28 protein-coding genes are annotated in these 22,270 nt (G+C 69.9%); 24 read left to right on the forward strand and 4 right to left on the reverse strand.

Annotated features, from left to right (window positions below):
- Position 1: 1 nt before the first annotated feature.
- From ettA to IH45_RS0116425, 3 genes are all read right to left on the reverse strand, one after another.
- On the reverse strand, positions 2-1,666 hold the full coding sequence (gene ettA / locus IH45_RS0116410) for an energy-dependent translational throttle protein EttA (protein ID WP_078897604.1): 1,665 nt from the start codon (positions 1,664-1,666) through the stop codon (positions 2-4).
- Between the two features lie 1,611 nt (positions 1,667-3,277).
- Positions 3,278-3,970 carry an HAD family hydrolase gene (locus IH45_RS1000000146545; protein ID WP_078897606.1) on the reverse strand — a complete coding sequence of 231 codons (693 nt, stop codon included), beginning with the start codon at positions 3,968-3,970 and terminating at the stop codon, positions 3,278-3,280.
- Positions 3,960-4,826 (reverse strand): GntR family transcriptional regulator, encoded by an 867-nt coding sequence (locus IH45_RS0116425; protein WP_030667893.1) that lies wholly within the window; start codon positions 4,824-4,826, stop codon positions 3,960-3,962. The genes IH45_RS1000000146545 and IH45_RS0116425 overlap by 11 nt, the downstream gene beginning before the upstream one ends.
- Positions 4,827-5,540: 714 nt before the next feature.
- On the opposite strand from IH45_RS0116425, the gene IH45_RS0116430 reads away from it, so the two are divergent.
- From IH45_RS0116430 to IH45_RS0116525, 19 genes are all read left to right on the forward strand, one after another.
- Entirely contained in the window at positions 5,541-6,023 is a 483-nt protein-coding gene (locus IH45_RS0116430; RefSeq protein WP_030667894.1) for a hypothetical protein, read from the forward strand.
- A gap of 86 nt (positions 6,024-6,109) precedes the next feature.
- Positions 6,110-6,307, forward strand: a complete 198-nt coding sequence (locus tag IH45_RS0116435) for a hypothetical protein (protein WP_030667896.1) — start codon at positions 6,110-6,112, stop codon at positions 6,305-6,307.
- A gap of 98 nt (positions 6,308-6,405) precedes the next feature.
- Positions 6,406-6,594 carry a hypothetical protein gene (locus tag IH45_RS0116440; protein WP_030667898.1) on the forward strand — a complete coding sequence of 63 codons (189 nt, stop codon included), beginning with the start codon at positions 6,406-6,408 and terminating at the stop codon, positions 6,592-6,594.
- Positions 6,595-6,690: 96 nt separating this feature from the next.
- Entirely contained in the window at positions 6,691-7,110 is a 420-nt protein-coding gene (locus IH45_RS0116445) for an NUDIX domain-containing protein (protein ID WP_030667900.1), read from the forward strand.
- 87 nt (positions 7,111-7,197) lie between these two features.
- Positions 7,198-7,365, forward strand: a complete 168-nt coding sequence (locus IH45_RS1000000148730; RefSeq protein ID WP_158813107.1) for a hypothetical protein — start codon at positions 7,198-7,200, stop codon at positions 7,363-7,365.
- Positions 7,366-7,454: 89 nt separating this feature from the next.
- A complete protein-coding gene (locus IH45_RS0116455; protein WP_030667903.1) occupies positions 7,455-7,712 on the forward strand; it encodes a DUF6284 family protein in 258 nt (85 codons plus the stop codon).
- A complete protein-coding gene (locus IH45_RS0116460; RefSeq protein WP_030667906.1) occupies positions 7,709-8,164 on the forward strand; it encodes a Pycsar system effector family protein in 456 nt (151 codons plus the stop codon). The genes IH45_RS0116455 and IH45_RS0116460 overlap by 4 nt, the downstream gene beginning before the upstream one ends.
- Positions 8,165-8,292: 128 nt before the next feature.
- Positions 8,293-8,685 carry a hypothetical protein gene (locus IH45_RS0116465; RefSeq protein WP_032917593.1) on the forward strand — a complete coding sequence of 131 codons (393 nt, stop codon included), beginning with the start codon at positions 8,293-8,295 and terminating at the stop codon, positions 8,683-8,685.
- Entirely contained in the window at positions 8,682-9,212 is a 531-nt protein-coding gene (locus tag IH45_RS0116470) for a hypothetical protein (RefSeq protein WP_030667913.1), read from the forward strand. The genes IH45_RS0116465 and IH45_RS0116470 overlap by 4 nt, the downstream gene beginning before the upstream one ends.
- Before the next feature lie 5 nt (positions 9,213-9,217).
- On the forward strand, positions 9,218-10,492 hold the full coding sequence (locus tag IH45_RS1000000149940; protein ID WP_234440563.1) for a hypothetical protein: 1,275 nt from the start codon (positions 9,218-9,220) through the stop codon (positions 10,490-10,492).
- Entirely contained in the window at positions 10,492-10,830 is a 339-nt protein-coding gene (locus IH45_RS0116485; protein ID WP_030667919.1) for an RRQRL motif-containing zinc-binding protein, read from the forward strand. The genes IH45_RS1000000149940 and IH45_RS0116485 overlap by 1 nt, the downstream gene beginning before the upstream one ends.
- A 33-nt stretch (positions 10,831-10,863) precedes the next feature.
- On the forward strand, positions 10,864-11,244 hold the full coding sequence (locus IH45_RS0116490; protein WP_030667922.1) for a DUF6251 family protein: 381 nt from the start codon (positions 10,864-10,866) through the stop codon (positions 11,242-11,244).
- An 84-nt stretch (positions 11,245-11,328) separates the two neighbouring features.
- Positions 11,329-11,499, forward strand: coding sequence for a hypothetical protein (locus IH45_RS1000000148735; RefSeq protein ID WP_158813109.1), 171 nt, complete (start codon positions 11,329-11,331; stop codon positions 11,497-11,499).
- A complete protein-coding gene (locus IH45_RS0116500) occupies positions 11,496-11,690 on the forward strand; it encodes a hypothetical protein (RefSeq protein ID WP_030667925.1) in 195 nt (64 codons plus the stop codon). Before IH45_RS1000000148735 ends, IH45_RS0116500 begins: the two co-directional genes overlap by 4 nt.
- A gap of 16 nt (positions 11,691-11,706) precedes the next feature.
- Entirely contained in the window at positions 11,707-11,886 is a 180-nt protein-coding gene (locus IH45_RS0116505) for a DUF6257 family protein (protein ID WP_030667929.1), read from the forward strand.
- 86 nt (positions 11,887-11,972) lie between these two features.
- Complete coding sequence (locus IH45_RS0116510; protein ID WP_234440564.1) at positions 11,973-14,267, forward strand: FtsK/SpoIIIE domain-containing protein; 2,295 nt, start codon at positions 11,973-11,975, stop codon at positions 14,265-14,267.
- A 258-nt stretch (positions 14,268-14,525) separates the two neighbouring features.
- Entirely contained in the window at positions 14,526-15,086 is a 561-nt protein-coding gene (locus IH45_RS01000000143700; RefSeq protein ID WP_050514902.1) for a hypothetical protein, read from the forward strand.
- On the forward strand, positions 15,083-15,478 hold the full coding sequence (locus IH45_RS0116520) for a hypothetical protein (RefSeq protein ID WP_030667937.1): 396 nt from the start codon (positions 15,083-15,085) through the stop codon (positions 15,476-15,478). Before IH45_RS01000000143700 ends, IH45_RS0116520 begins: the two co-directional genes overlap by 4 nt.
- Positions 15,479-15,727: 249 nt before the next feature.
- Positions 15,728-15,982, forward strand: a complete 255-nt coding sequence (locus IH45_RS0116525) for a hypothetical protein (RefSeq protein ID WP_158813111.1) — start codon at positions 15,728-15,730, stop codon at positions 15,980-15,982.
- A gap of 85 nt (positions 15,983-16,067) precedes the next feature.
- Here IH45_RS0116525 and IH45_RS0116530 read toward each other — a convergent pair whose 3' ends face one another.
- A complete protein-coding gene (locus IH45_RS0116530; protein ID WP_158813113.1) occupies positions 16,068-16,763 on the reverse strand; it encodes a hypothetical protein in 696 nt (231 codons plus the stop codon).
- 296 nt (positions 16,764-17,059) lie between these two features.
- Here IH45_RS0116530 and IH45_RS0116535 point away from each other — a divergent pair, with 296 nt between their 5' ends.
- From IH45_RS0116535 to IH45_RS0116555, 5 genes are all read left to right on the forward strand, one after another.
- Positions 17,060-17,758, forward strand: coding sequence for a class I SAM-dependent methyltransferase (locus IH45_RS0116535; protein ID WP_030667947.1), 699 nt, complete (start codon positions 17,060-17,062; stop codon positions 17,756-17,758).
- Complete coding sequence (locus tag IH45_RS0116540; RefSeq protein ID WP_030667952.1) at positions 17,755-18,591, forward strand: bifunctional DNA primase/polymerase; 837 nt, start codon at positions 17,755-17,757, stop codon at positions 18,589-18,591. Before IH45_RS0116535 ends, IH45_RS0116540 begins: the two co-directional genes overlap by 4 nt.
- A 2-nt stretch (positions 18,592-18,593) precedes the next feature.
- On the forward strand, positions 18,594-20,066 hold the full coding sequence (locus tag IH45_RS0116545; protein WP_030667955.1) for a hypothetical protein: 1,473 nt from the start codon (positions 18,594-18,596) through the stop codon (positions 20,064-20,066).
- Positions 20,067-20,487: 421 nt separating this feature from the next.
- Complete coding sequence (locus tag IH45_RS0116550) at positions 20,488-20,718, forward strand: helix-turn-helix domain-containing protein (protein WP_030667959.1); 231 nt, start codon at positions 20,488-20,490, stop codon at positions 20,716-20,718.
- A gap of 86 nt (positions 20,719-20,804) precedes the next feature.
- Complete coding sequence (locus tag IH45_RS0116555; protein WP_030667961.1) at positions 20,805-22,058, forward strand: tyrosine-type recombinase/integrase; 1,254 nt, start codon at positions 20,805-20,807, stop codon at positions 22,056-22,058.
- Positions 22,059-22,270 lie beyond the last annotated feature (212 nt).

Consider the following 22,270-nt stretch of genomic DNA (forward strand, 5'->3'; position numbering starts at 1 on the left):
CTCAGCCCCGGGTGAGCTTCTTGTACGTGGCGCGGTGCGGACGGGCCGCGTCCGGGCCCAGGCGCTCGATCTTGTTCTTCTCGTACGACTCGAAGTTGCCCTCGAACCAGAACCACTTGGAGTCGCCCTCGTACGCCAGGATGTGGGTGGCGACGCGGTCCAGGAACCAGCGGTCGTGGGAGACGACCACGGCGCAGCCGGGGAACTCCAGCAGCGCGTTCTCCAGCGAGGACAGGGTCTCGACGTCGAGGTCGTTGGTCGGCTCGTCGAGAAGCAGCAGGTTGCCGCCCTGCTTGAGGGTCAGCGCCAGGTTCAGGCGGTTGCGCTCACCGCCGGACAGCACGCCGGCCGGCTTCTGCTGGTCCGGGCCCTTGAAGCCGAACGCCGAGACGTAGGCGCGGGACGGCATCTCGACCTGGCCGACGTTGATGTAGTCCAGCTCGTCGGAGACGACGGCCCACAGGGTCTTCTTGGGGTCGATGTTGGCGCGGTTCTGGTCGACGTAGGAGACCTTGACCGTCTCGCCGACCTTGATCTGGCCGGAGTCCGGCTCCTCCAGGCCCTGGATCATCTTGAACAGCGTGGTCTTGCCGGCGCCGTTCGGGCCGATGACGCCGACGATGCCGTTGCGCGGGAGGGTGAACGACAGGTCGTCGATGAGGACCTTCTCGCCGAACGCCTTGTTCAGGTGCTCGACCTCGACCACGACGTTGCCCAGACGCGGGCCCGGCGGGATCTGGATCTCCTCGAAGTCCAGCTTCCGGGTCTTCTCCGCCTCGGCCGCCATCTCCTCGTAACGGGACAGGCGGGACTTGGACTTGGCCTGGCGGCCCTTGGCGTTGGAGCGGACCCACTCCAGCTCTTCCTTCAGACGCTTCGCGCGCTTGGCGTCCTTCTGGCCCTCGACCTTCAGGCGGGCGGCCTTCTTGTCCAGGTACGTGGAGTAGTTGCCCTCGTACGCGATGGCGCGGCCGCGGTCCAGCTCCAGGATCCACTCGGCCACGTTGTCGAGGAAGTACCGGTCGTGGGTGACGGCGACGACGGTGCCCGCGTACTGGGCGAGGTGCTGCTCCAGCCACTGCACGGACTCGGCGTCCAGGTGGTTGGTGGGCTCGTCGAGGAGCAGCAGGTCGGGGGCCTCCAGCAGCAGCTTGCACAGGGCCACGCGGCGGCGCTCACCACCGGAGAGGTTGGTGACCGGCCAGTCGCCGGGCGGGCAGCCCAGCGCGTCCATGGCCTGCTCCAGCTGGGTGTCCAGGTCCCACGCGTTGGCGTGGTCCAGGTCCTCCTGAAGCTTGCCCATCTCCTCCAGCAGCGCGTCGGAGTAGTCGGTCGCCATCAGCTCGGCGACCTCGTTGAAGCGCTTGAGCTTGTCCATGATCTCGCGGGCGCCGTCCTGGACGTTCTCCAGGACCGTCTTGGACTCGTCCAGCGGCGGCTCCTGGAGGAGCATCCCGACGGTGAAGCCCGGGGTCAGGAACGCGTCGCCGTTCGACGGCTGCTCAAGACCGGCCATGATCTTCAGCACCGTCGACTTGCCGGCGCCGTTGGGCCCCACGACACCGATCTTCGCGCCAGGCAGGAAGCTCAGCGTCACGTCGTCAAGGATGACCTTGTCGCCGTGCGCCTTGCGCGTCTTGCGCATCGTGTAGATGTACTCAGCCAAGAGAAACCGTCCGGCAGTCTGGATCTGTCATGGTCAATGCGGCTCCGCCGCGTGGGCCGATGAGCGGCTCCGCCGCGCGAGGGCAGATACACCCCATCTTGCCGTACGGCCAGCCCACGATGGAAACGAGTACCTCACGGGGCGGTGACCTGGGGCGCAAGCCCACCCCATCGGAGACCGGATGGTGGCCGCTGGTTGCCGTTGGTGACCAGCGGCGGCCCTTTGACGGCCCACAGGCGGCCCGGCGCCGCCTCTAGAGAGCCAGGTCAGCGCACCACTGTCCGGCGATCGAGCGACCAACGCAGGGCCAGCCCTCCTCCGCCCCCGTCAGATATGGGGATCCCGGGCGAGGCATTGAAGGCAAGACGCCGACCGGAGGACGATGGATACGTGGCCGATGAGCGGAGGCGTGCGCCATGGCCGGTGGTGAGAGGGAGATCAATAACTACGACCTGGTGAACGAGGAGACGGTCAGCGCGCCGGACCCTGAACCGGACGAAGACACAGAGGACGACGAATGATCGAGCGTGATCCCGACGGGCGCCGCTGGTTCGCGTCCTACGTTCGGAAGCCGCGCAGACCGGCACCGCCGGTGGAACTGCATTGCCCCGATCATTTAGAGACTCGGCTCGTGCGAGTCCTGGGGCGCGCGTGGACGTGCCCGGAGTGCGTCCGCGCCCGGAGTAAGACCGGTGACTGGTAGAGGTGGTCAGCCTTGACACGTGCGGTTGGCGAGGGGGCGCTTCCCGCCTGCCCCGCCCGACACGCCCCAAGACGGGTACGGTGACCGCATGTCCGGTCATGATGCTTTGCCTAGCCCACTATTGGTCGCCGGGCGAGTGTTGCTCATCTCCGAGAACGGGCACACTCGCGTGCCGTACGCCTGTCATCGCTGCGGCGCAATGATCGGCGGTTCTCTCACCGTGGCTGGCAGAAGCGTGACCTACACCTGTTCTGCCGGACACGAGACGACAGATGACCGACTGGACGCCGAACAGGTGCGTCTCGCTCACCGCGAGGCGGCGAACGGCCTACGCCGCTTCCCTGGCGATCTGGAGGTTCGCCAGGGACTGGGTTGGACGTACCGCAACGACTGGGATCATCTCTAGGCGTTATCACTTTCGGCGCGTGTCACGGACCACGGCCGCCGCCCACTGCGTACACACATCAACCGCTGGCAGCTGCGAACCCCGACCGATCCCGCGCGCCAAGCCGTCCCCGTTGGCCGATGGCGGAGCGGCAGGCCACCGGCGGGTGAGCCATGCCCACTTCTCGACTGCCGCCTCCGGCTGGACACCCACCTCGCCGAGGCCCAGGTCATCCCCCAGCTCGTACACGCAGGCGGGACCGCGTTCCAAGTGCCACAGCAGCGTATCGATCCCCACATCAGCGACCGTGCCATGCTGCCGCCGGGCCAGCCCTGCCAAGACCACGGCAAGGACGCCGCGCACCGCCCGTCCGTCCCAGTTGTCAGCTGGGAAGTAACCAGCAGCGCTTTCGACCAACCGGTCGGCTCGCTCTGTCGCCTGCTGCCAATCCACAGCTACCTCCGCACTCGGCGCTTGGTCCCCTGTTTGCCCTCATCCCCTTTAATAGCTCAAAGATGAGCCATCAGGGGTTCGATACGAGAGCGTCGGCCACATCGGCCATGCCGGTGATCACTGCATCGGCCCTCGCTTCAGCCAGCGCAAGGTTTTTATGAGGCTTGTTGGCGAAGCCAATGGACATCGCGCCAGCAGTACGGGCGGCTTCGACGTCTGTCACCGAGTCCCCAATTAGCGTGCAGCGATTGGGGGGAACGCCAAGACGTTCAGCGGCGAGCAATAGCGAATGAGGGTTGGGCTTCATCAGGTCCGGCCGATAGGCGGCACGTCCGATCACCTCGTGCACTAGGTGATGAAGGTTATGTTGCGTTAGGAATGCCCGTACACAGGCCGTGGAATTGTTGCTGACCACGGCAAGCTTTCGCCCGGATGAGTGAGCTGCTTCGAGGGCGGCGACCGCACCGGGAATCGGCGGGCCCGCTACCTTCACGGCCGATACTTCGGCTTTGGTTAGTGCTTCCTCGACTGCACGGATGACCGGCTCGCCGCCTTGCGCCGCAAGACGCAGAATCTCCATCGGGTCTTCAAGGCCGCGAGCCTTGCCGCTAAGCGTCACGTCATGTCCAGCCACGACCTCCGCGAGTTCCCGAGCGACGCCGGGGGCGGGTAGACCCGCGAACACGTCGCAGATCGGCCCGTCGAAGTCGAACAGGATACCGCTGGACTCCCCGATGACCGTGTCGAGCTTGTTACTTTCCATCAGGGCCGAGGTTCCTTCCGATGGTGTCCCAAACGCTGTCGAACCACATGCGCGCCTGCTCGACCTGCTGCGCTCCACTCGATGACTCGCCTTCGTTCACGGAGTAGTGGAAAAGCGTGGCGTCGGCCCCAACAAGGTCGTAGATTTCGATGACCTCACCTTCCGCGACCACCTTATTGGGGCGAATGGGGTAGTACCCGAAAAACGCATCTTCCTTGTTGATCACGTACAGCTTGAAGAACTGCGTACCTGAGTGGACGCGCACGCTCACTCTGGTTTCCGGTACCAGGCCGAGAACGCTCAGCTCCTGGATCGAGTTGGTGATGCTGCGCGTGTAGCCGACCATCATGTCGTGCATCCGGCGACGTAGGCGCGGGTCGTCCGTGCTGTCTTCGCGTCGCACCGGCGCGGCATGCGGCACCGACATGTCCGGCACCAGGATTCGGATGGCGATGCTCGACGGGGTCAGCCGGCCGACCCGAATCTTGTCGATGGGCTCTTGAAGTGCGCTGTGCAGCGTCTCGCTGGAGAAGCCAGCAAAGTCGATCGTTACGTTCGTACTCGCAAACGCCTGCTCGACGTACGGGCGGAGCCCGGCGGGCCGTTCTGTGCGGTTGCGGACGTACACGCCGCTGCCCTTGCGGGACACAACGAGACCTTCGTCCTCCAAGTCCCGGAGGGCCCGCTGGATCGTGGCGCGAGCGAATCCGTACAGCTCAGTCAGTGTCTTGTGCGAGGGGAGCTTGTCGCCGGGGCCTAGCTTCTTCGTCCGAATGGCGGCGCCAAGACTGCTCGCCACCTGCTCAAACGGCGGCCGGCCGTCGTCCGGGTCCAGAGGTTCGGGCGTGAAGGTCATGCCTCGATGCTACGTCCTTCCGTGGCGATCAGAGCAGCCAGGCTAGCCAAGTGTTGACATGACTAGCCAGGCTGGCTACGTTGTTCTTACCCCGACCGGGCTAGCCAAGTTGGTCAAGCCGGGAGAGGTGCGTATGACCTGAACATCGCCCGGAGGGCTCCGTGAGACGGGTCCGAAGGAAGCGGTCGTTGTTTGAGGATTCAACAGAGACGTGACGACAGGGTTTGAGTCCCTGTCCCCGCAACGGCCCGGGTGATGGCCGCCCGGCGGCCACTTTGTGGCAGGCGAACCTGTCCTGTCCTGCGGGCCAGCTCTGGAGAACATCCGTGGGGATCATCCCTCCATTCCTGGAGGTCAGCCCTTCGGGTGCCACCTGGTCCGCGCCGCCCTGCTGGCGTCAGAGCAGCAACGATGACGCACCGAACTTTCAGGCTCGGGTCCGGAGCGCTGTGGCAACGGCGCTTCGGCGAAGCCTGCCTCTCCCGCCCTTCGAGCTGGAGGTTTTCGATGCAACGACCGCTTGGGGCGCCGCCCGTGCTGGACCGGCACGGCGCTGGCCTTGCCCCGCCTGCGTCACCACCGCGCACCCCAACTCCGCGCGGCTGAGCACCAGTGCTCACGGTCCTCGCTGCCCGTCCGCCACACAGGCGACGTCGGGCGGCGGGGCGCCGTGATCGCTCGTACTCCGCTGACCTCGACCTTGAGAGGGATTTGATGGAATCCACGATCGCCAGCATCATCGCCGTGCTCGGCACCCTGGGTGGCGCCCTGGTCGCCGGCGTCTTGCAGAGCCGCAGCGCGGCCCGCAGCGAACGGGCCGCGCTGCGTGAGCGGCTGCGACGTGAGCAGCAGGACGCCGCCCTCGCGCTGATCAAGGCACTGAAAGCGCACCGCCGCAACTGCTTCACCCGCTGGAAGCTCAAGACGCTGCGCGCCTCGGGCGAGGCGCAGGAAGCGGCCCGCTTCGTGAGCTGGGACACCCGCTCGGACGTGACCGACGCGCAGGACGCGCTGCGGCTGGTCACCGACGACAGCGAGCTGCTGCACCGCGCCGACGCGGTGGTCGGCGCCTCGCTCGTACTGAGCGAGGTGGACGACACCACCACGCAGGCCGACATGAACGTCCGCCGGGATGCCGCCCGCGCCGCCCATGCCGCGTTCGTGGCCGCCGCCGCCCGGCACATCAACGGCGTCTGACCGGCCCGCCCGCCGTGCTCCGCACCCGCCACCGGGTGCGGGGTGCGGCGGCCGGACCGTCCGGCCGCCACCACGAAGGAGCCTTCATGGCGAACAACCGCGACAACCGCAACGAGGCCACCGGCGTCGACGCCGGCGAGCTGACGCAGGTCGGGACCGTCACCGGCGCGACGAACCTCGGCTCGAACGGCCGGGCCTCCACCACCGAGGTGCACGGCGACGGCACCACCGTCATCAACGGTGACCACACGCACACCAACGTCAGCCACACCTTCAACCGCTAGGCCGGGCGCCTGCCGCTGGCCGGTTGCCTCCTCCGCCCGTCTCGTACGGGCGGAGCTGAGGGGAGCCGGGACAGCCCCGGCCCGGAAGGAGACCCACCATGGCGAAGAACCGCGGCACCGAGGGCGTCGACATGGCGGCCCTGGCCCAGACGCGGATCGAGTCCGTTGACGCCCCGACCCACCTGGGGTCGGGGGACCAGATCAACGGCACGCAGGTCAACGGCGACATCACCGTCGTCGACGGCGACCACACCGAGACCTTCATCAGCCGCGACTTCAGCCGCTAGCCCCGGCTCGCGGCACACCCGTGAACGGCGCGCGGCCCCGGGGCGCAATCCCGGGGCCGCTTGGGCCGTACCCATCCGAGAGGACCAACGACCCCCATGTCTGAGACCTTCGAGACCGTCCACTACACCGCCGACGTGGTGGCCGTGACGCCGGACGCTCACGTGCTGCTGATCGAGCGCGGCTGGCCGCCGTACGAGGGCTGCTGGGCTCTGCCCGGGGGCCATGTCGATGCGGGAGAGCACAGCCGTCAGGCGGCGGTGCGCGAGCTGGCCGAGGAGACCGGGCTCCGCGTGGACCCTGGGCACCTGCGTCCGGTCGGCACGTGGGCCGAACCCGGCCGCGACCCCCGCGGCCGGTACGCCACCGACGTGTACCTGGCCCGGGTGCCCACCGCAACAGCCGTCACCGCCGGGGACGACGCCCGCACCGCCCGGTGGTGGCCGCTGGCCAGCCTGCCGCCGCTGGCGTTCGACCACTCCGACATCCTCGCCGCTGCTCTGACCGTCCGCCGCTGACCTGCTGCCCGATCCGCCGGTCTCGTACCGGCGGTGAGGGGAGCCTTCAGCGCTCCAAAAGATCAGGACTCTCGACAGGAGACAGCAATGGCGATCAACTTCCGCCCCGGCCAGGTGTTCGGCATCTCCAACGGCGAGGTCTCCACGCCCGAACCCGAGAACGGCGACCAGGCGGCGGCCACGACCACCACGCAGGACGGTGCGACGGCCACGACCACCACCTACGAGGACCGGGACGACAACAGCCGGCGCTGACCAGCCGCGCTCTTCACCAACGGCCGCGGCCCCGGGGATGCACCCCCGGGGCCGCTTCGGGCCGTCCCATCTGGAAGGACTCACGACCCATGACCACTGTACGAATGCTGGCCGCCGTCGCCGACCCCGACCGGGAGCCGACGGCGGCGGAGCTGGACGCGATCGAGCAGGAGTTGCCCGTCATCCTCGCGGAACGGGACTTGTTGGAGGCGGAAATCGCGGTACTGGACCGCGCCCCGACCGTGCTGGATGAGCAGCGAATCCGCCGTGCCCGGCGGCGGCTGCTGGCCGCCCGCCGGGACCTGGCCAACCGCACCGAGACGCGGTTTCCGGGGGTGGGGGCATGAGCACGCTGCATGAGGCGCTGGCCGCCGCGCACGCGGATGTGAAGGCGGAGATTGCCCGCACGGACACCAAGGTGGCTCTGCTGCTGGCCTTCAACGGGGCGGTGCTGCTCGGGGTGGCCACGTTGGCGACGGCGGTGCGGGTGCCGCCCGCGGCCCGCCTGCTCGGCGCCCTGGGGGTGGCCGCGCTGCTGGCCGCGGTCGGGCTGCTGCTGGCCACCGTCCGCCCCAACCTCGGCGGCGCCCGGCCGGTGGGCTTTCCGCGGTGGGCGACGCTGAGCGGTGAGGAGATCCGCGACGAGCTGCGCCACGACCACCGCGCGCAGCACATCCGGGTTCTGGCGCGGATCGCGGTCGCCAAGCACGGCCGGGTACGCCGAGCCATCGACCTGTCGCTTCTCGGCGGCGTTCTGCTGGTCGTGGCCGCCGCAGTGACGGCGGGAGGTGCCGCATGACGCGCCGCCCCCACGCCACGCTGCGCCACCGCCTCTACCGCCGCCTGCACCCGCGCGCCTACCGCGCCGGACAGCTCGCCGAACAGCGCCACCTCCTGGACGCGGCCCTGGACTACACCCGCACCGACGTGAGCGCCGCAGAGCAACTGGCCGATGCGAAGGAGCGTCTGGGTATCCCGACAATCGTCGTCATCTGCGGCAGCACCCGCTTTTGGGAGCAGATGGCCGGTGCCGCATGGGCGGAGACGCTGTTGGGCCGCATTGTCGTCCGCCCGGATGTGGACATGAAGCGGCCGGGTGCGGGCTACGCGGACGCCGCCGCGGTCAAGACCGGCCTGGACGCGCTGCACCGCGCGAAGATCCGCCTGGCGGACGAGGTGCTGGTTGTCGGCGACTACATCGGCGACAGCACCCGCGGCGAGATCGCCTACGCCCGTGAGCTGGGCACGCCGGTCTACTTCACCCACCCCGAGGTTGACGCCCCGGCGCCCGCTTCGACCCTGGAAGGGGCCGCATCGTGATCCGTATCGTGAGGACGGCCCGCCTGGCCGGGCTGCACGCAGACCTGGCCGCCGCGCTCGATCGCATCAAGGCGCTGCTGGGCGCGCTGGATGAGCAGTGGGCCGAACACGTCCAGTGCCTGCTGGAGATGGCCGAACAGCACGAGAGTGCCAAACGCGTCGCCCACGCGGCCACCGAGGAGGCCGAGGGGCTGCGGCGGGCGGTCGTTGCCGCGCTGCTGGTCCTGGCCCGCCAGCAGCACCGCATCGGCGAACTGGAGCAGGAGGCCGCCCGCCTGGCGCAGGAGCGGCGCTCCTGGATGTGCCGTTACTACGAGGAGTCGCGCACCTACTGGGACGCGGAACTCCCGCCGGGCGGCGTGTGCTGCGCAGATTGCGGGCAGCCGGTCGAATCGGAACCCTGCCCCGAGCACCACCCGGCGACGGTCGCCGAACGGCTGCGGGCCCGCGTGGCCGAGCTGGAACAGCAGCTTGACGCCGCCCTTTCCGCGCCCGCCGGCGCCATTGAGGGCGGCGAGGCATCGTGAGCGACGTGGCCACCTGGCGTGAACAGCGCCGCTTGGATGCCGCGGCGGCCGAGCAACGGCGGGCGGCCCGGCAGCAAGCGGAGGATGAGCGGACGGCGCGGCTGCGGGAGCAGGCGCGTACCGACCGCGACGCCGACCGGGCGGCCCGGGTGCGGCGCCGCGCGGAGCGGGCCGGGCGGCGGGCGGCGGCGCTGACGCCGGAGCACGTCTACCGGCGCGGGACCCTCGCTTTGGTCGTCGCCTCCGGGCTGGCCTCCCTGCCCGCGCAGGTCCTGCATTTCGTCGGGGTCTCGCCGCTGCTGCTGCCCCTGCCGCTGGCCCTGGAGGGCGCGGCGTGGGTGATGGCCGCCGGCGTCGCCTACGCCGACCAGCGCGAGTTGCCCGCCTGGGTGCGCTGGCTGCTGCGCGCCCTGGTGGTGGCCTGCGCCGGATTCGCGGCGTGGGTCAACTACGGCTACGGCACAAGCCTGGCCGGGCACGGCCTGAGCGCGGCCGATGCCGCCACGGTCGGGGCCGGGCTGGCCGCAGTGACCCTGCTGGGTCCGGCCGTCTTCGAAATCCGCCAGTGGGTGTCCACCCTGTCGGCGGCAGCCGGCGACGAGGACGCCCGGCGCGAGCGGCGCCACGCCCGGCGGCGGCGGTGGCACCACCGCCAGGTGTGCAAGGTGGCCGACCGGCTGCGGTCCGCCGCCCCGATCGGCCATCTGACGGCGGACGACGCCTGGGACCGTGCCTGGTCGATCGTGCACGGCGCCGACGCGCCGGGCATGACGCCCGATCTGCACCGCCAGGCCGTGCAGTCGGCCGACCGGATGCGCCAGGCCCAAACCCCCGCCCCGACGGCCGATGCCCCCGCCCCGGACCCGGTACCGGCCCCGGACACAAAACCGCAGGAAACGCCCTCTAGTACCGTAAAGCGGTCTACGGCTGAGCTGCGGCAATCAGCCGACCGGGCCCCGGCGCCGGTCGGTGCGGGATCGGCGGCCCCGGCTCCCGATCCCGCGCCGGTGGTGGTCCGGCCGGTCGCGGTGGTGGCCGCCGCATCGGCCCGGCCGCGCCGGGCGACCGGTCGGGTACCACAGTCGGCCCGATCGGCCCCGCCGAAGCGCACTGCCGAACAGCTCCTCGCCGAGGCCCGGTCGGCTACCGAGGACTGGCCGATCGAGGACCTGACCGCCGAGGCGATCCGCCGGGCAGTCCGCTGCGCCCCGGCCAAGGCCCGTGTCCTGCGCGAGACGCTGCAAGCCGAACGGGCCACAGCGCAGCGCGCGGTGTCGTGATGGCGGTGCTGCCGGTCTTCCGGTGGCGCCTGGCCCCGGACGGCTACGCCACCCGCCGCCAACTGCGCGCCCGCGGCTTGCGGCCCGGCGGTCAGTGCGTCGCGGCGCAGCTCGAACGGCCGCGGCGGCGCCGCGGACCGCTGGTCGCCTACCTCTACCGCATCGACCAGGCCCGTCCGGTGCGTCCGATGACGCCGGGCCGGTGGCGTGCGCACGCCGCGATGATGCGTGCCCGCCGTACCTGCCCGCGGTGCCGCACGGACGCCGGCTACTGCATCCCCCGCTCTCTCGGCACCTGCGTGCCCTGCGCTGACTCCGGTCAGCAGCACGCCGCCTGACCCCTCCCCCTTTCCTTCGTGTGAGGAGCCGTGATGCCCCCTCGTCGCTACCAGTTCGACAACCAGCTTCCCGTCCCCCGCGCGCAGCAGAGCGCGGGGGAGGTCGTCTACCGGCCCGAACCGCTGCCGCCCGCCGCCGACTACGACAGCGGGCAGCGCACCATCGTCCAGCACTTCCACCAGGCGCCGCCGGACCGCACCGTGCAGCGCATTGCCCTTGGCGCCGGGACGGGGGCCGGGGCGGTGGTCGCGGGCGTGTACTTCGGGCCGCTGCTGGCCACCGCCGCTACCTCGGCCGCCACGATCCTCGTCATCGGCGGGCTGATCGTCGCGGTCGGCGTGTGGGGCGTGGTCAGTGTCGTGCGTGCCGTCTCCCCGCCCGGCCAGAACGGCAAGTCCGTGGCCCGCCGCTGACGGCGGGACGGCTGCCCGCGCCGCCCCGGCACGCGTCGGGGCGGCAAGGGGAGCCGGGACCCTCCCGGACACCGAGGAGCACGCATGTCCAAGAAGACCGACGCCAGGCAGGCCCGCGAGGACTACCGGGCCAAGAAGGCCGAGCACAACGCCCGCTTCAACAACAGCACCACCGACCCGGACAGCGCCGACTTCGTGGCCTCGAACGACGCCGTGGCCGACACCGCACAGCGCGTGCCGTGGTGGCGCCGGTGACCTTCCAGGCAGGCCAGAAGGTCTTGATCGTCTCGTGTGCCGACGATCCGCGGGCGGCCGGGCGCACCGGCCGGATCGTGGACGAAGTGCCGCCCGGCCCGCTCACCGGGGGCCGGTGGACGGTGGGCGGCCTCGGCCTGCTGATCGGGCCGGTCCTGTGTCACCCGCACGAACTGACCACGGCCGGTTGAGCGGAAGGAAACCGCAATGGCGAACGATCCGCCCCTGACCGCCCGCGAGAAGGCGCGTCTGACCTGGCTGGGTGCCCGGATGTGCAAGCGCGAGCTGGCCGGGCCCGAGGTGGACCAGAGCGACCTCCAGCGCGAGTTCGACCGCATCCTGGACGACGCCCGCAAGCGCGCCGCACAGAACGCCCGATCCCAGTAGCTGCGCCCCGGGACGGCCGCCAGCCGGCAAGCACGTCGGCCGTCCCGGGCCAACCCGCCCGCATCCGCGGGCCGGAGGACACCATCATGACCGATCTGGCGCCGGAAGCCCCGGCCCCGGCCATGGGCACGGTGCACGACCTCGAAGAGCACCGCGCCCGCACCGGCCACCAGCCGGTGAACCTCACCAAACCCGCGCCCGCATCACCGCCCACGGCCGGCGGCACCGAGCCGGTACCGGCTCCACAGGACGATGGCGCGCCGCCCGACGGTGCCGGTACGTCGTCCGTCTCGGCGTGGAAGCGCACCGCCCGCCTGCCCTGGAAGGCGGTCACCCACGAGCGGACCCGCCAGGGGGCGCGGCTGGCCGCGCGGCACAGTGCCTACGTCCTCGGCGGTGCCGGGGTCGTCGCCAAGCGGGCCTGGCACGGCCGCACGGTCACCGTGCACCACCAGATGCGCGCCGCCGCGGTCGCGGCCGGGAACCACGAACTGGCCGGTGAGTGGCAGGAGAAGGCCGACAAGTTCCGCGCCGACCGGCACCGCCGGCGCATGGAGCTGATCACGGGTGTGCCTCACATGGCCAAGTCGGCCGCCATCGGCGCCGCCGGGGCGGAGGGCGGTCTGCTGCTGCTCGGTGCCTGCATGGCCCTGCACAGCCATCAGCTGCACGACGTCATCGCTCCGACGCTGGCCGCGGTCGACGCGATCCAGGCCGTGTGCTGGTTCGTGTCCGTGGCCTGGGGCCCCGCGCTGGCCCTGGTGCTCTTCGGGGTGCTTGCGCACCTGTGGAAGGCGGGTCAGGCCCAGGGCACGGCGCCCGCCTGGGCACGGCCCGCCTCGGGGGCCGTGGACGATGTGCCGATCACCCCGTCCATCGTGGTCAAGGCCCTGTCCGACCTGGGCATCGCCGCTTTGAAGAAGGCCATCAAGGACGCGGCCGACGGGGCCGCGGGCATGCTCGGGCCGATCACCCTTGCCGGGCGCGGCGTGGAGGTCGATGTCACCTTGCCGTCCGGCGTCTCGACGGAAGAGATTCTGGGCAAGCGCCGCAAGCTGGCGGAGAACATGAACCGCCACGAGCACGAGCTGCACATGAGCATTCCGCCGGCGCCCCGCACGGTGCGCATGTGGATCGCCGACTCCGGCGCCCTGGACGAACCAATCGGCCCGTCCCCGCTGGTCACCGACCCGGAGGTGAGCGCCGACTACAAGTCGGGCCGCGCCCCGTGGGGCCAGGACCTGCGCGGCGACACGGCGCTGATTTCGCTCTTCCAGCGGCACATGCTCATCACGGGCCTGTCCAACCAGGGCAAAACCGCCGCCCTGCGGGCCCTGGCCCTGTGGCTCGCCTTTGATCCCCGGGTCAAGTTCCGCCTCGCGGACCTCAAGGGCGTTGGTGACTGGTCGATGCTCCGGGGACTGGCCGAAGTGCTCATCGAAGGCCCGACCGATGAACACGTCATCGCCGCCACGGAGATGGCCGAGGACACCGTGGAGGAGATGGGGCGCCGGATCGCGCTCATGAACGAGCTGACCCGAAAGGGCTGGTCACAGGACAAGATCCTGGCCGACCCGCGGTTCGATCCCCTGGTGCTCATCGTCGATGAGGCCCAGGTCGCCTACGGCTCCGGCGCCCGGGAGACGCACGTCGCGGAGAACGGGACGGTCAAGTACGGCGCGCCCTATGGGGGATCGAAGGCCGACAGCCGCTATTTCCAGGCCATCAAAAAGATCCACGACCAGGGGCGCGCGGTGAGCGTGACGACCTGGGAGGGCACGCAGGACCCGACCAATGAGAACCTGCCCAAACGGTCCCGCGAGGGCAACCACATCCGGGCCTCGCTCGTGGTCGGCACCGAGTCACAGGCGGAGATGGCCGTCGGGGCTCAGGCCCTGGCGGGCGGCGCCGCCCCGCACAAGCTGCGCCAGGGACTCGACAAGGGCACGCTCGTGGTCGCCGGCGACGGAATCAAGCTCGCCCCCGGCCAGTCGTCGGTGACCGTGCGCACGCACTTCATCGACATCGACGCGGCCAAGGAACTCGCCGAGCGGGCCAAGGCACTCCGGGCCGGCGTCCAGACGCAGACCGCCGCGGACCCCGCGGAGGAAGCCGACCACCTGACCGACGTGCTCGAAGCACTGGGGGACGGCAAGCGCGTCCAGACGCAGGAAGTCCTGCGGCGGCTCATCAGCAAGCACCCGGACATCTACGGGAGCTGGGAACTGCACGACCTCACGCGCGTACTGCGCGAGGCAGGCGCCGAACCGAAGGCGACACGGGCCGACAACGGCAAAGCCGGCGTGGTGTGCGTCTCCCGCGCCCGCATCCAGGCCGCCATCGAGGCACGCGAAGACGAGGCCGAGAGTCACGCAGAGTAGCCGCAAGCTGATGGAGGCAGGTGATAGAGGCGCCGGAATCTGATGGAGAACTCCATCAGAGGGTCCATCACCCGCCTCCATCAGCCCTCACCTGCTGAAACGCCACCCTGATGGACCTGATGGACCTGAGGGAGGCGCCCTGCCGGCAGGCCCCGGACACCCCTGTTTTCAGGCTCCGCCACCCCTTCCACCTCCGCTCCTCAACAGGCACGCACAGTGACCAAGGGAACCACCCTTCCGGCCCTGGAAAGGACAGCCATGTTCGAAGCCCGGATCACCTGCCATCTCCGTGACGCCGAACGCGTCATCGCCACCCTGGATGAAGCCTTCCACGTCAGTGCGGTACGGCGGCGGCCGTCACGCACCCCGGCCCACACGCGGCTCTACGTCACCGCCGACCACCGCCCCGCCCCCACCGAGGAGCAGGCCGCCGTGTGGCCGACGCCGGACGCCGCCTACGCCGGCGCACCGTTCCTGACCGACGAACTGGCGTGGACCGCGGAGGCGGCGGTGGACGCGATGCACCGCCGCGGCCCGGCCGACCGCGCGTTCTACCTGCGCAAGGCCGCCGTCCTGGACCGCATCGCGCTCCTGGACGACGACATTCACCTCTCCAGCGACTCCGCCGAAGTCGCCACCGCCGCCGCCCGCTACCTGCTCGCCCTGGACCGCACCGGCCTCGGCGACAGCGCCGGCACCGTCCCGCCGCACACTGTGGACGCCGCCCGCGACCCGCGCGGCTACGTCCGCCAGGAGTACGCCGCCTGGCACCGCCGGGACCTGACGGCCGCTGATCGTCCCGCACGGCAGATGCCGTGACCCGGTTCCTGCGCGGCCCGGACGGCCGTCACTGGCAAGAGGCCGTCGACCACTTCAACGAAGCAGTCAAGCAGTGGGTGTACGAGCTGACGGCGGCGGTGCAGGACCCGGACACCGGACGCTGGACGGCCGACAGCCACGGTGAGCGCATCACCGTGACAGGAGTCCCGGACCGGGCCGGATACACCGAGGTCTCCGCCGACCCGCTCCACGAACCGTGCATCGCTCACCTGTACCGGCTCGTGGCCGAGGTGACGGCCGGCTTCGAGCAGCAGGCCGGAACCCCGCACCCGCGCGCCACCGCCCTGGCCCACGCCCTGGAAGACGTGGCCATGCGCACGGAGCAACTGCGGCGCCGCCCCCGAAACCCGCACCCGCGCCGCGGTCGCTGACGCCTCCTGGCGCCGCGGCAACTCCGGCTGAACCCTGGCGCTCCAACAGTTGCGCCCACAGCAGCATCAACGAGCAGAGGAGAACCGTGTTCGAAATCCGCGTCATCTGCGAACCTACCGACGTTGCGAAGGTCAGCTCTGACCTGACTCTGGCCTTCGGCCTGACCAAGGAAATCCGCGACTACGCGGCCCGGGGACGGCCGCCGACGCCGGCTCTACACCGAAGCCGTCCACCGGACCGCACCGCCGGTGCTCTGCTCCGTTTGCTCCGAGGGCGTGCAGTGGGTCGGCGGTACGGACGGCTGGTGGGTGCACGCCCACATGGACACCCCCGACCACGAGGCCACACCGGTCTACTGGCAGGACGGTGACCGCCTCATGGAGGCAATCGCCGCAGCCGTCCGCGCGTACTGCCGCACCGACGCCAACGGCCTAATCCACGCCACCGCGCAGGACATCGCCGCCGTCGCCGCATCCGTTGCCCGTCTGCTGCCCGACGCCTAGCTTTTGCCGGGCCCGGCCGCCGCCCCCGGCGGCCGGGCCCGGCAGGTAGCACGCGAGCCGCCGAGCGCTGCTGCCGATTCCTGCGCTACATGCAGCCAGTGCCCGGCGACTTCCGCAGTTCGGCAATGCAGCGGCCCACTTCTTCGCCGGTCGGCAGGTGCAGCTTCCCGAAAGCGTGCTGCGCCTGCATCTCCAGACGGACGAAACTGAACGCCTCCTGGTCTCCCAGGTAGGTTTCAGGGTGCGGTTTGCGGCCGTCCCGGCCGTCCTTGAACGTGCGGTTGGCCACGTACATCTCCACCGTCGTCCTGCCGCACCATGCATCCACCCGGAACAGGGCATCAGCCAGCGGATGGATGCGGGCATCCAGCCCGGCCTCCCGCAGCCGCGCGACGAGATACAGCTCTCGCAGGAACGAGTAATAGCCGTTCCCTACACGCCACTTCATGGCGTTCACGGCCGCTTCGAGGGTGCACCCCTTGCTGCTGACGAGCTCCCTGACCTTGTCCTGTGCCTGGCGTGAGAAGCCCTGCCCGTCCTCATCGGTTTTGCAGAAGTCGCGGAACTCGGCATAAGAGAAGAGCCCGCCTTTGCGTTCAAGGGCGAAGTGGAACAGGTGCACCATGGCGAACTCAGGGAACCAGTCCCGGACTTCTATCTCCCGGTAGGCCGCCTCCGACCGGATCTCTTCCAGCGGGTGGCCGAAGCCGAAAGCCGCGAACTCCGCGGAGCCCAGGGTGTAAGGCGCAGCGCTCACATGGCGCATGACGCGCTCTGCCACGTGAGGCTTCCTGTGCCTCCACTGGGCAAGTTCACTGGCGGCCCTGCCCCGCGAAGCGAACAGGCTCACCACATCATCCGCAGTTGTCACCATTGCCACGCTCCTAGCCGTGTCACCCACAGTGAAGCCGAGGCTAGGACACGCCACTGACAGACGGCGCGCAGATATCTGCCAGAACTGGCAGTGTGCCGCGCCGCCTTGGCCGGCACAGCGAGGACGGCCCCTGCATCTCGCCAAAGACCCGGGGCCGCCCTCCCCTCCCAGCACAACTCAACAGAGCACTGGAGGTCTCCAGCATGACCCAACCCGTCCCCATCCGGCGAGACGCCGCCCGGCCGTTTAGGCCGCGGCTGCTGGATGCGTACTGCTGCCAGGGCGGCGCCGGCATGGGCTACCGCCGGGCCGGATTCGACGTGACCGGCGTCGATATCGCTGCCCAGCCCCGCTACCCGCTCAGCTTCCACCAGGCCGACGCGATCACGTTCATCCGCGAGTTCGGCGCCAGCTTCGACTTCATCCACGTCTCCCCGCCGTGCCAGCACGACAGCGACTGCCAGCGCCTCCAGGGCCGCACGCACCCCGACCTGATCGGACCGACCCGTGAAGCGCTGGAAGCCACCGGGCGGCCGTACGTCATGGAGAACGTGCGCGGCGCGGTGGCCAAGCTGCGGTGCCCGGTGATGCTGTGCGGTGCCATGTTCGGCCTGAAGACGTACCGGCACCGGTACTTCGAGACCGGCGGCGGCTTCACCTTCACCCCGCCCCCGCACCCGCCGCACACCGTGCCGCAGGCCAAGATGGGCCGCCCCGTGCCGCCCGGCCACTTCGGGCAGTACGTCGGCAACTTCTCCGGCGTCGAGCGCGCCCGGCAGGTGATGGGCGTGCCGTGGATGAACCGCGACGGCATCCGCGAATGCATCCCGCCCGCTTACACCGAGTACATCGGCCGTGCTGCCCTGGCCAGCCTCCGTATGGAGCTGGTGGTGGCCGCATGAGCGCGCATGACCTGCTGCGTACCGCGCTGAGCCTCGCGGCGGCCGGTGTGCCCGTACTGCCGCTGCGGGCGGGCAAGGTGCCGTTCGGCAACTGCCGCGCCTGCGCCACGAACGCCTGCGGCGGCCGGCCGAACATGAAGAACGCGGGCCCCTGCGAGTGCCCCGGCGTCTGCCACGCCTGGGCCGCCGCCACCACCGACCCGAACATCATCGCCTCTGCCGCCTGGACGGCGACGTGGCGGCAAGCCGTCTGCATCGGCTACCACCCCGGCGGGGCCGGGCTGACCGTGGTCGACCTGGACGACGCGGCGGCCATCGCATGGGCCCGCCGGACCCTGCCGCCCACGCGGACCGTGCCGACGACACGAGGGGAACACTGGATCTACCGGGGCGCGATGCAGTCCGCGAACGGCGTGCGGCCCGGCGTCGACCTCAAGTCACTCATGGCCTACGCGCGGTGGCTCGGTCACGGCACCGGCACCGTAGCTGATCTGCCCGGTGCCGTGCGCGCACTGGTCGTGAAGAAGTCCCCCGCTGTCCGGCCGGTGGTCACCATGCCCGCGCCCGCCGGCGGCGGACAGTGCCGACACCGCACACCCGCCTACCTGGAGCGGGGCATCGCCATGGCGGAGCAGCGCATCACCGACGCCACCTGTGCGGTCCACGCCACCGTGTACCGCACGTTCTTGGCGGTGCTGTCGGTGCACGGCCGGTGCGGCTGCCTCGCCGACTCCCATGTGGCGCGGCTGTTCGCCGCCGCGCAGGCCAAGGGGGAATCCCCGCGGCACTGCACCGACGCGTGGGCCAACGCCCGCACCGCTCTGGGGGTGTAGCCGTGTCCGAGGACGACAAGACTCCGGCCCGCGAGATCATCACCGACTACGCACAAGCGCACTTCCGGTACTTCCGCACCGCGGACGGGACCGTGTACGCGCAGAAGAACGGCCACCCCGTGGCCCGCCCGATCCGCTCCCAGGGCACCACCGGCAGCCACCGCCAGGAACTCATGGTGGGCCTGTTCCGCGACGGGTGCGGCGTGTTCAACGGGACCGCGCTCAAAGAGGCGTTGGACTTGATCGAAGCACTCGCACTCACCGAGGACGTGCAGTCCGTGCACATCCGCGTTGCCCCCGGCTTCGATGGCGCCACCTGGCTGGACCTGGGCCGCGCCGACGGGCAGTCAGTGCGCATCCACCCCACCGGATGGGACATCCGCACCCCCAACCCGCAGGAAGTCTCCTGGCGCCGCACCCAGCTCACCGGGGAACTGCCCCTGCCCGTCAAGGACACCGACGGCAAGGGCATCGACCTGCTGCTGCGGCTGTGCAACTTCGCCACCGCGCAGACCGAATGCCTGGCCATCGCCTGGCTCATCGGCTGCCTGGGGCCGTCGGTACCCGTCCCCGCCCCGTTCCTCACCGGCCCCCAGGGCGCGGGCAAGTCCACCGGCGGCCGGATGCTCGTGCGGATCATCGAAGGCATGAGCGGGGACCTGCGCCGCGCCCCTAAGGACGAAGAAAGCCTGGTCACTGCGGTGGCGGCCGGATGGGTCACCGCCCTGGACAACCTCTCCCACATGACCACGGACCTGTCGGACGCGATGTGCTGCATCGTCACCGGCGCCGAGAGCGTCAAACGCGCCCTGTTCACCGACGGCGACGTGTTCCGCGCCCGCTACCGCCGACCCCTGCTGCTGACCGGCATCGACGTGGGTGTCATCCGCCCGGACCTAGCCGAACGCCTGCTGCCCCTGCGTCTGGAACGGCCGCGCGTACGGCGCACGGAGGCGGAGCTGTGGGCGGAGTACGCCGAGGTGCTGCCCATCGTCCTCGGGTCCCTGCTGGACCTCACGGTCAAGGTCCGTGCCGCGGAGGCGGAGACCCCGACCGATCTGCGGATGGCGGACTTCGCGCACCTGTGCGCGCAGCTGGATGCGGCGACCGGTTGGGCCACGCTCGACGCCTACCGAGCGAGCCTGGATGACCTCAACGACGACGTGATCGAAGGTGATCTGCTCGCGCAGACCGTCCTACGGCACGCCGACACGATCGAGGCGGGCGCCGCGCAGCGGATGACCTCCACTGAGTGGCTGCACTGCCTCAGCATCCTCTACACCGGCGAGGACTTCCGCCCCCTGCCCAAAGGGTGGCCGACCACGGGAAAGGTTCTCTCCGACCGCCTCAAGCGTCTCCAGCCGACGCTGGCCGCCCGTGGGGTGCTCATCGACTCGGGCCGCACCATGGCGGGCCGCTACCTCGAAATGACCCGTGTGGAAGTCCCGCCGCACGAGCAGCAACAGGCGTTCTGAGCGGCGTACGCCGTTGTACAAGCAAGAGGAGCACCACGCGCCATGCGCCGTGCTCTTCTTGCTGTTCGGCGGCCACGCCGCCGCCCGATGGTCGTGCCGCGAAGCGGCTCCTTCGCCACGCTTGAACGCGCACGTGCACTGCCAAAGACGCCCCTTTTTTCCTAAGTAGGGAACGGCTGCGTCATGTGCGTCATGCGGGCGCGAAAACGGCCCCTGACCAGCGACGAAAGGCATGACGCAGACAGCGGCGCCTGCGTCATCCTGCGTCATCTGCGTCATGGCATGACGCAGGCCATGACGCACCCCCAAACTGCTGCGTCATGCAAAACCGCAGGTCAGAGACCCGCGTGACGCAGATGACGCAATGACGCAGAAATCCGCACCTCGGACAGACAGCCCCCGACTGCTGAGGAGTTGCCGAATGACCTCACCCCCCGTCACAACCACGCTCCGGAGCGGACTGCCGGACCGCTACCTCACCCCCGAAGACGTAGCCGTGCTATTCAAAGTGCCACTGGAGACCGTCCGCTACTGGCGCAAGCAGCGCACCGGCCCGCCCGGCTTCCGGGTCGGCGTCCACGTCCGCTACGACCCGACCGCCGTTCAGCGCTGGGCCGAGCAACAGATGGCCATCGACGCCGAAGCTGCCTGAACACCCTCGACACCCACGCAGAAGCTCCCACAGGGCACGGTCTGTGACCGTGCCCTGTGGCCTTGGACGGAGAGGATCGCCCGAGCATGGCCGGCCACGTACAGGACCGCTGGTATAAGACCGAGATCGACTCTGACGGCAAGTCCGTCCGGGTCAAGTCCGACCGTTACGGCATCGGGCTTCGCTACCGTGCCCGCTACGTCGGCCCGGACGGGACGGAGCAGTCCAAAAGTTTCCCGGACCGCGAGAAGAAGCGCGCTGAGAAGTGGTTGGACCGCATCAAGGCGGACATGGACACGGGCCAGTTCATCGACCCGAAGGCCGGGCAGATCACGTTCCGGGAGTACGCCGCCAAGTGGCTGGCGGGCCTGACGACGGACCTGGGGAGCCAGGAAGTTGTGGACCGTCGCATCCGGCTTCACGCCGCCCCGTACCTGGGTTCTCGCCCCATGGGGTCGTTCAAGCCCGAACATGTACGCGCCTGGCTGAGCACTCTCCAATCTGCACTGCCGAATGCGACATACCGGCGCGGCATCTACGACTCGGTGTCGTCGTTGTTCAACGCCGCGGTTGACGACGGAGTCATCAAGACGAACCCGTGCCATGCGCGGTCCGTGAAGGCCCCGGAGCCCGACCCACGGTTGATCCAGCCGTGGCCCGAGGATCGAGTCTTCGCGGTCCGTGCTGGTATGCCTGACCGGTACGCCGCCACAGTGGACGCCGGTGGCGGGGGTGGCCTGCGCCAGGGAGAGGTGTTCGGCCTGGCCGAAGAGAACATCGACTTCGATGCCGGGTGGCTGCACGTGCGTCAGCAGGTCAAGCGTGTACGGGGGACGCTCGTGTTTGCTCCGCCCAAACGTGGCAAGCTCCGGTCCACGCCACTCAGTCCGGTGGTGGGCGGAAATCTGCGGAGGCACATGTCCCAGTTCCCGCCGGTGGAGGTCAAGCTGCCGTGGAGGACTCCGGACGGGCCGTTGGTCGTGCGCAGGCTGGTTTTCACCAGCGGCGTGGGCAACGCCATCTGGCGCAGCTACTTCGACGACTACGTGTGGAAGCCTGCTCTGGCCGCTGCCGGCGTCATCCCGCCCAAGCAGCCGGGAGAGCGCTACGCCGCCGCCCCGGATGACGGGATGCACGCGCTGCGGCACTTCTACGCCTCTGTGCTCCTGGATGGCGGGGAGAGCATCAAGGCGTTGAGCGTTTACCTGGGGCACTCGGACCCCGGTTTCACGCTGCGCATCTATACGCATCTGCTGCCGAGCAGCGAGGAGCGGACACGGGCAGCCGTGTCCGCGGTCTTCCAGCGCGGCACGTCCGGGTCCCTCCCGCAGGCGGCCTGACGGCCCACGGACGGCCCACGGCCCACCGTGGGCGCCTGTTCGGCGACTGCGTAGCTGGTCAGAGGCACTGCGGAGGTGCGTGCCCGCCAAACACACCCCATCTTGCCGTACGGCCAGCCCACGATGGAAACGAGTACCTTACGGGGCGCGAATCGGGGCGGGGGGTCGGGGTCGGGATCAAGGCCTCGGATCGGCATCGGGCGGGGTCGGGG

Source organism: Streptomyces rimosus subsp. rimosus (assembly GCF_000720725.1).
GTDB classification, from domain to species: domain Bacteria; phylum Actinomycetota; class Actinomycetes; order Streptomycetales; family Streptomycetaceae; genus Streptomyces; species Streptomyces rimosus_A.